Annotated in this window: 2 protein-coding genes; both read right to left on the bottom strand. The window is 47.8% G+C overall.

Annotated features, from left to right (window positions below; genetic code table 11):
- The coding region (locus ACX0G9_RS31085; RefSeq protein ID WP_459068894.1) for a condensation domain-containing protein at positions 1-1,946 on the bottom strand (1,946 nt) is incomplete at its 3' end.
- Between the two features lie 8 nt (positions 1,947-1,954).
- Positions 1,955-9,328 (bottom strand): amino acid adenylation domain-containing protein (locus ACX0G9_RS31080; RefSeq protein WP_459068893.1); only part of this gene is annotated, 7,374 nt, incomplete at its 5' end.

The following is a 9,328-nucleotide window of genomic DNA, read 5'->3' as shown; positions in this document are numbered from 1 at the left end:
TCCACCATTCCGCTATAAACCCCCTCCGTTATCACCAGCGAAGGCTCGCTTTGCTCCAGTATATAACGGATCCGCTCGGCCGGATAAGCAGGATCCACCGGTACATACACCAGCCCTGTCCGCAACAAGGATAGCACAGCTACCACCAGCCACTCCGAACGATCCAGCAGCACAACCACCCGCTCGCCCGCCTGCAATCCCTTTGTTTCGCGCAGGTAATCAGACAGGGCTTCTATCCGCCTGTTCAGCTCCCCATAGGACAACCCCCTGCCCCGATGAACTACCGCTATCCTGTCCCCGCCTTCCCCTATTCGACTAGACAAACAGCCCAGCAGGGAAAAAGGACGTATCGCCCTGGCCACCCCCCCTGCTAACCCCCTGCTGTATCCCAGTAGCGCAGACCGCTCCACGAACGGCAGCATCTGCAAATCCTTGAGCTGGGTGCCGGCAACAAGACTAACCATTTCCTGCAATACCTGTTTAAAATGTCCCCGTATCCGGACAACCTGGTCTTCTTCCAATAAACGCGTATTATACCCCAGGCGCAACTGGACTTCGTCACCCGCTGTAATAGTAAGACTCAACGGGTAATTGGCCTGCTCTTTAACACCGACGTTTTCCACTTTCAAGGCCCAGGGCCTGGAGGCAATAATTTTGCTCATAGGATAATTCTCAAACACCAATAAGCTATCGAAAAAATCACCCGTTATTCCGACCCATCGTTGTATATCGTTTAAGGCGGCATGCTGATGTTCCCTACTCCCCGATTGGCTTTCCTGAAGCTCTTGTAACCAATCCACAATTTCCTGGTCCGGTTCTATCCTTGCCAGCAGAGGCAGGGTATTGATATACATTCCTACCCTGCGTTCCACACGGGCCAGATCCTCCGGGCGCCCCGAGACAGTGACCCCGTATACAACCGAACCGCTACCTGTATAGCGATACAACAGAAAGGCCCATACTCCCTGCATCAACGTATTGATAGTGATCCGGTGACGTTGTGCAAAAGCGGTGATCTCCCGGGCTTCTTCCCCATCTAATTGCAAAACCACCTCCTTATATTCACCCAATCCTTTGTTTCTATCGGTTATGGGACCGATAAACGGTAATAGAGTACCTGCATCCACGCCGGAAAAATAACGCTCCCAATACTCCTGCTCCTGGTCTTTATCACGGCGCTCGATAATACGGATATAATCCTCAAACTTATCTTCTTCCACCTGCACCGGTTCACTTCCGGCCAGTAATATCTCGTATACCTGCAGCAACTCCTCCAGCAATATGGGCAAGGACCAGCCATCCAACAAAATATGATGGTGTGTCCATAACATCCGGTAAGAATCCTCTCCCAACCGCATCAAGGCAATCCGCATCAGCGGAGCCTTCGTAAAATCAAATCCTCGCTTCCGGTCTGCTTCGTCAAAAGCATTTATTACAGCTTCACGGTCATTCTCCGACACGTCCCGAAAATCCAGTATTTCTATCGGGATAAATACGTTCCTGTAAACACATTGTACCGGTATATTAAAGGCATCATAATAAAACCCGCTACGCAATATAGTATGCCGTTGGACAATGTATTCCCAGCTTTTCTTAAGGATTTCCGTATCCGGCTTTGGCAAAGAACAACTGATCTGCTCGACATAGGATCCCGCCTGTCCATCATACAATCCATGAAATAACATCCCCTGCTGCAACGCGCTCAACCGGTAAATAGAGATTACATTCCCGGCCCTTCCGGCAGGCGGGGCTTTGGCCAGGTATTCCAGCAAGGCATTTTTATTCTTTTTGATATAACTGATTATCTCCTGGTTCTCCCGCATAGAACCAATCTCCTTTTCCGTTAATTTCTTTTCATCGCCTTGCAGAATAAGCTTATCATGCTCATTGACCAACGAAAAATTCAACGATTTGAGATGCTCTAAAAATTCTTTAATTTCCATCATGCTGTTTTTTAGAACTCCATTATATTTTTCATCTCCGAATCCCTGTCTTTGATAAAACTATCCAATTCTCCATAGCTCACCTCCTTACCAAGGCCATAATCCGATGGCGTATAAACCGGTCCCTCTCCTTTTTGCTCAACGCAATGCGTGATCAGGGACATAAGATGGTTAATATACCTTCCGGCCAGGATCTGTATCTCAGGTTCCGTAAAGTGAAGCTTGCTGTAACTCCAGCTGACAACCAGCTCTCCACCGGCTATGCGGCAATTCACCGCTAATTTTTCCCGGACTTCGGACTCCTCACTTATCGTAGCACCACCGGATCCGCCGGACAAAACCAGCCAATTTCCCTTACCAATTACATTATCCAGCTGTCCCAGATAATTAAAAACAATATCCCAGGGCTCCCTTCCCTGCAATTTCTCAAGGCCCAGGATATATTTCAACACTCCGTAACCTATTCCCTTATCCGGAACCTTCCGCAATTGTTCCTTAACACTCCTGATATGGACACCCGGATCCTGGACAGCCTCCGTATTAATCGCTACCGGATACAAATTGGTAAACCAGCCCACGGTCCTGCTGGTATCCAATGCTAAGCCGATATCCTCGCGACCATGCCCTTCCAAGCCGACAACGACCTGGTCATTCCCGCTCCAATCACGGATAGTGAGTCCCAACGCGCATAATAAAATATCGTTAATCTCCGTATGATAGGCAGCTCCTGTATCCTGTACCAATCGTTGTGTCAGGCGGGCATTTAACCTTTCCGAATAATTTGCCGTATCACGCAACCTGATCAATCCCGAAGGATTCTTTTCCAGGTGAAAAGGTTTGTATTGGTCTGTTATTTGTGTCCAATAATTCTCCTGCGATAACAAACGACGGCTCCTGCCGTATTCTTCCAGGGAGCCATACCATTGCCGGTAAGAGTTTCCCTTCTGGCCGGAAATGGCCTGTCCTCCGGAACCCAGCAGCCCTTCCATGTCTTCCAGCAATATCCGCCAGGATACCCCATCCACGGCAAGATGATGAATAACAATCAGTAACCGGTTATAGGTTTCAGTTCCACCCGTCCGGAACAAAACCACCCTCACCAGATCCCCCTGTTCCAGGGATAAACTTTTCTGGTAATTATTGGCAAGATCCTCCAGCGCTTTATCCAATTCTTCCGGTTTGAATAGCTGCATTTCCTCTACGAAAAAAATACGATGGATATTTTCTATCTGATTTCCATATTCCTGACGCCAGCCTTTCTCTTCCCGATAGTAACGGAACCTGAGCGCATCATGAAACTTCAATAATTCATATACTGCCTGCTGCACCACTTTTTCTTCCACCCCTTTATTTATTCCGAGTAATACGCTTTGATTAAAACGAGAAGCTTCTCCTTCCTGTATCCGTGCCAGGTATCCCTGCTGGATCGGCAGCAAACCGCATTCTCCGGTCAGGATTCCCTGCTCGGCCGGCAATGCTCCTGCCGCACCTGTCCGGGATAAGATGGAGGTACTTAAACTACTTATATCCTGATTGGTGAAAATATCCCTGGGTTGTAATGCATATCCATGCCGGCGAATCCGGCTAACTACCTGAATGGTAATGATGGAGTCGCCGCCCATCCCGAAAAAATTATCATTTATCCCTATGCGTTCTATACCCAGCAACTCCTGCCAGGTATGCGCCAACAGCAACTCCAGCTCGTTACGTGGCGCCATATATTGGCCAACGCTGAGAGAAATATCCATATCCGGATCCGGCAACGCTTTATTATCGATCTTTCCATTTGCCGTTAACGGGAACTGATCAACCAGGATCAATTGTGCCGGGATCATATAATCCGGCAATTGCGTTTGTAATTTATCCCGAATTGTTTTGACGAAATCTTTAGGATTTACCCAACCTTTTGACCGAAGCGACAAATTATCGACTGACAAACTCTTTTTCCCGGTCCGGTCATTTTGAACGGCAAATAAATTAAATAACAAATTATCACCTGCCAGGTATTTCTCTTTTTCCACGAAAACCCGGAAACCTCTTTGACGCAATTTATCCGTGACCCGGCTAAGGCGGCCGTCCGTATCATGGACCTCAAGGACCAGGCTTTCTATTTTAGCCCAATCCCTATCCAAAATACCATCCAACACCAGGTCTTCAGAATTTTCAACATCCACCTTGAGCAGGTCGATTTTATCCATCTTTTCCTCCTGGATAATTTGCGAAAGAGTTTTGGCCTGACAGTTTACCAGGCGGCTTTCCAGCTTCAAATCTAAAAGGGAATCCATTTCCTCTGCCTGTAAGTCTTTATTTCCTGTATAACTTACGTAAGAACGTACAACATCCCTAACCTCCGTTTTATCAGCACTGATGCCTGACAAGATGCTCATTTGGGGGTAGAAAGTGAATTCAATCTCCTGCTCTTTATCCAGGAGGGCTAATGGAAAGGACTTCCCTTTTATCCCATAAAGACTTCGGTTTTTGACCAGGTAGGCATATATCTCCGGAACAGGTTCAAAGGAATAGACCTTTATATTCCGGTGCAATGCATTCAGGAAAATGGAGAATAAACCTATGTTGGCGCCCACATCTACCACGCAACTGTTTTCATCCAGCGTGATGCCATGCTTCAGGTAGCAATGGTCTTCGAATATTTCCCGGTATAAAAACTCGATCTCATTACCGTTAGGGCCAAGCACAGGCAATCCATTAGGCAGAACATGAAGATCCTGTTTCAGGATTTGTTGATGATTGAACAAATGCTGATAGCTGCTCAGCAAGGGAAGACTATCTTTATCAATTTGAAGGTATGCCTGAATTTTTTTGCTCCCCTTCTTTTCGTCCTCCACGGCTACGGCTTTCGCATTTACCACGCCATCTATAGAAGACAGGCAATGCTCTATCTCTCCAAGCTCTACGCGATATCCCCGAATTTTTACCTGGTCATCTATCCTACCCAGGTATTCAATATTCCCATCCGGCAGCCATCTGCCTAGATCTCCTGTCCTGTATAGTTTTGCTTCTGCTTCCCTATTAAAAGGGTCCTGAATAAATCTGTCAAACGTCAATTCCGGCTGGTTTAAATATCCTTTTGCCAATTGCACTCCTCCAATGTATAATTCACCGATCCCGCCAAGCGGCACGATCTGTTTGCCCTTGTCTAAAATATATATGGCGGTATTGGCCACCGGTCTTCCAATAGGCACGCTGGTTATTATCTTTTCCTCCTCCGACCAGCTCCAATAAGTGACATCGATGGACGCCTCTGTAGGACCATATAAATTATGTAATCCGGCATGCGGCAATCTTTCTCTGAATAAGTTTACCTGGGAAATTTTTAATGCCTCCCCGCTGCACAATACCTGTCTGATACTTTTACAATCTCCTGGCCGTATTTCCAATAGGAAAAGCTCAAGCATAGGAGGTACAAAATGCAGGGTAGTTATTTTTTGCGTGTCAATGATCCCTTTCAGGTAGTCAACATCCTTATGCCCGCCGGGTTTCGCAAAAACCAATCTGGAACCGGTGAGTAAAGGCCATAAAAGTTCCCAAACGGATACGTCAAAACAATAGGTTGTTTTTTGAAGAACTGCATCTGCGGATTTAAGCTTATAATACCCCTGCGCCCAAAGCAATCTGTTATACAAACCGTTATGATCGATCATTACGCCTTTAGGCTTCCCGGTGGAACCTGAAGTATAGATCACATAAGCCAGATCATCTGGTGTTAAAGGGGTAATTATCCGTGAATTGGTTTCCCCGGGGATCTCTGCCCAATCAGAATCCAGTTCAATGAGTAGTCTGCCGGTCTTATTTTCACCAGCCGTGCCTGCTAGTACGGCAGGTATCCGTTCCCGGCAGGAACGTGTAGTTAATACGATCTCTGTTCCCGTATCTTCGAGGATATAATTTATCCGGTCGGCGGGATATTCCGGATCTATCGGAACATAGGCTCCCCCAGCCTTCATTACTCCCAGTATACCCAATATCATTTCTAAAGACCGTTCCAGGCATAACCCAACCAGGCCACCCTTCCTCATTCCGGCTCCCCGCAGATGACCTGCCAATTGGGTCGATCGCTCATTAAGCTCGCGGTAATTCAATATTTCATTTTCAAAAATAACCGCAATAGAATCAGGTGTCCTGGCAACCTGGTCATGAAAAAGATCAATGATCGTCCGATCGGGTGGGTAGTCCATCCGCGTCTGGTTAAACCCAGTCTGCAACTGATCGCGCTCGTCTTGAGTCAGCATAGCCAGCTCGCCAATGGTTTGATCAGGTGCCCTGACGATCGCAGAGAGCAGCCCGGTATAATGCCCGGCCAACTGGCGGATGGTATCTTCCCTGTACAGGTCGGTGCAGTATTCGACAATGCCTTCCAGGCCTGCCGGGCTTTTTGTAAGCAGGAAGGTCAGATCGAATTTGGATGTAGTATGGGTTGGAATCTCCGGGATCAGTTCCAGTCCACCGAAACCGGTTTCTTCTAACGGTCGCAGGTCATTATTTTGTAAGGTAAACACAACCTGGAATAGGGGGCTTCTGCTCATATCCCTTTCCTTTATAACAGCCTCCACCACTTTTTCAAAAGGGATATCCTGGTGTTCATAGGCTTCCAGGGTGATTCTCTTTACCCTTTCCAATACTAATTTAAAAGACGGATTGCCGCTCAGATCGACACGTAATGCCAGGATATTAACAAAAAAACCGATCAACCCTTCTGTTTCCGATTGTTGACGGCCGGCAACAGGACTTCCGATCGTAATATCCTCCTGGCCACTATACCGGAATAACAATACCTGGAATGCCGATAACAAGGTCATGAACAGGGTTGCGCCCTGACTCCTGCTTAGTGCCTGCAATCCTGCGGCCAACTCTCCGTTGATACCAAACCGGAAGGTTTCTCCTCTGGTACTTTGAATGGAAGGTCGGGTATAGTTGGCCGGGATATCCAAGGGAATAATTCCCTCCAGTTTTTCCTGCCAATAAGCAAGTCTGTTTTCCAGCACATCTCCCGATAAATAATTTCTTTGCCAGATGGCATAATCGGCATATTGGATCGGTAAAGGCTTTAAGCTTACCATCTTCCCCTTTGCATAGGCATTATACAAGGCTATGAATTCGCTGATCATGATCCCATTCGACCATCCATCGGATGCAATATGATGGAGGATGACCACCAATATTGTTTCCTCATTTCCGGTCATTGATCCCTCCTTTCCCGTCCGGATCAAATGAGCCCTTAACTTGTGATCCTCCGAAAGATCAAATGGCCTGCTGATCAGTTTCGCCATACTTGTCTGGAAGGCATTCCCTTCTTCTGTAAAGACCCCATTCCCTATTATATCCAGGTTCCATCTGTCCTTTTCCAGGACACGTTGGGAGGCACGACCCTGATCCTCTTCAATGACCGTCCTCAATATCTCATGGCGATTGATAATCTGCCTGAAAGCAAACTCAAGCGCCTTCTCATTAAGAGGCCCGCGTAATCGAAGTATTGTCGGTATATGATAGGCCACGCTTCCCTCCAAACGGTCGATGAACCATAGGCGTTCCTGGCTGAAGGATAAAGGGATGGATGCAGGCCGGTTCTGAGGAATTAACCGGGTCTGGACAATATCTCCTTGGTGAAGGCCCACTAGTTTTGCCGACAACAAGGCTATTGTGGGGTAATCAAAAATATCTCCAATCGGAACTTCTATTCCAAGCCTTTTCCGGATCATGGCAATCAACCGGATGGCCAGTAAAGAATGAACGCCTAATTCGAAAAAATCATCGTTAATTCCTATTTGCTCCAGTTCCATTAATTCCTGCCATATAGCGGACAATTGTACTTCCAATTCATTTCGGGGGGCCACATATCGTCGGGCCAGTGATAGATCCGTTTCCAGGTCGGGTAATGCCTTCCGATCAATCTTTCCATTTAAGGTCAAGGGCATTTCCTCCAGTACCGCCAATAGGGACGGAACCATGTACTCCGGAAGCCTTTCGGTCAGGAAGTTCATTATGCCCTCGCGGTCAAACGGCCCCTCCGGCACCACGAATGCGATCAACCGGAGCATTCCATCGCTCCCCTTCCTTGCCACCACCACGCCCTGTTGAACTGCGTCGCATTGTTGTAACACCATCTCCACTTCGCCGGGTTCAACCCGGTAGCCACGTATCTTTACTTGTTCATCTGCCCTTCCCAAATAGTCCAGGTTCCCATCCGGCAGCCACCGGGCCAGGTCTCCTGTTTTATAAAGCCTTGCCCCCGGTATACTGCTAAAAGGATCGGTGATAAATTTTTCTTTCGTTAAGTCCGGGCGGTTCCAGTAACCCCGGGCCAGCCCCGCTCCTCCAATATATAGCTCACCCGTCACCCCGATCGGCACTAACTCTCTTCCGGCATCCAAAAGATAGATCTGTACATTATCGATCGGTTTCCCTATTGATACTCCATTACTCCCCTCGGTAATGATATCTCCTGTATTAAAGGAATAAATGCAGCAACCTACAGTTGCCTCTGTTGGACCATACTCATTAATGATTTCCACATTTATATTCTGGTCTCTCCAATATTGGAAATGGCTCACCCGGAGGGCTTCACCTCCCAGGATCAACCTCCGGGTCAGGGGCTGACCAGTCCCTTCCCGCAAAGCATCTTCCAGCAAGGGCATATGCGCGGGGGTTAATTTGATAAAGGAATAGGGCGAGTTTATTCCCATATTCTTATCCCCGAAAACCCCGGCTCCCTTCACTTTTCCGATCACCAGGGACAAACCGCTCAGCAACGGCAGGAATAACCCCGTTACCGAAGCATCAAATGTATAGGACATATGAATATATGTCCCGTTACCATCTCCTGCATCCCATTTTCCTGAATATTGCGTTTTACTGTTCAGCAGGTAGTTCACAAGGCTGCGATGTTCGATCATTACTCCTTTGGGCTGTCCTGTCGATCCCGAAGTATAGATCACATAGGCCAGGTTATCTTCATTAAGCGCGGTTACCGGGGTGGTTCCTGGCTCGCCGGCAATCTTTTCCCAATTACTGTCCATACAAACCAATATCCTGTCGGAAAACAGGGGTGCCAGATCCTGGCTGCAAACAATGATCGATATACCCGTGTCTTCCAGGATATACCTTATCCTGGATGCAGGATAGACAGGATCTATGGGCACGTAGGCGCCTCCTGCTTTCAGAATCCCCAGGATACTTATCACCAGGTTCGGTGAACGGTCCATACAAATGCCGATCAGCGTTTCCTCCTTTACTCCCTTCCCGCGCAGGTAATGACCCAGCCGGTTGGAACGTTCATCCAGCTCCCGGTAGCTCAGCGATTCCTCCCCGAAAATTACGGCCGCCGCATCCGGCGTCCGGCGGACCTGCTCGATGAACAGATCGATGAT

The organism is Flavitalea flava, assembly GCF_054461575.1.
The sequence above is the reverse complement of the archived record's forward strand: the minus strand, read 5'-3'. Positions and strand labels throughout refer to the sequence as shown.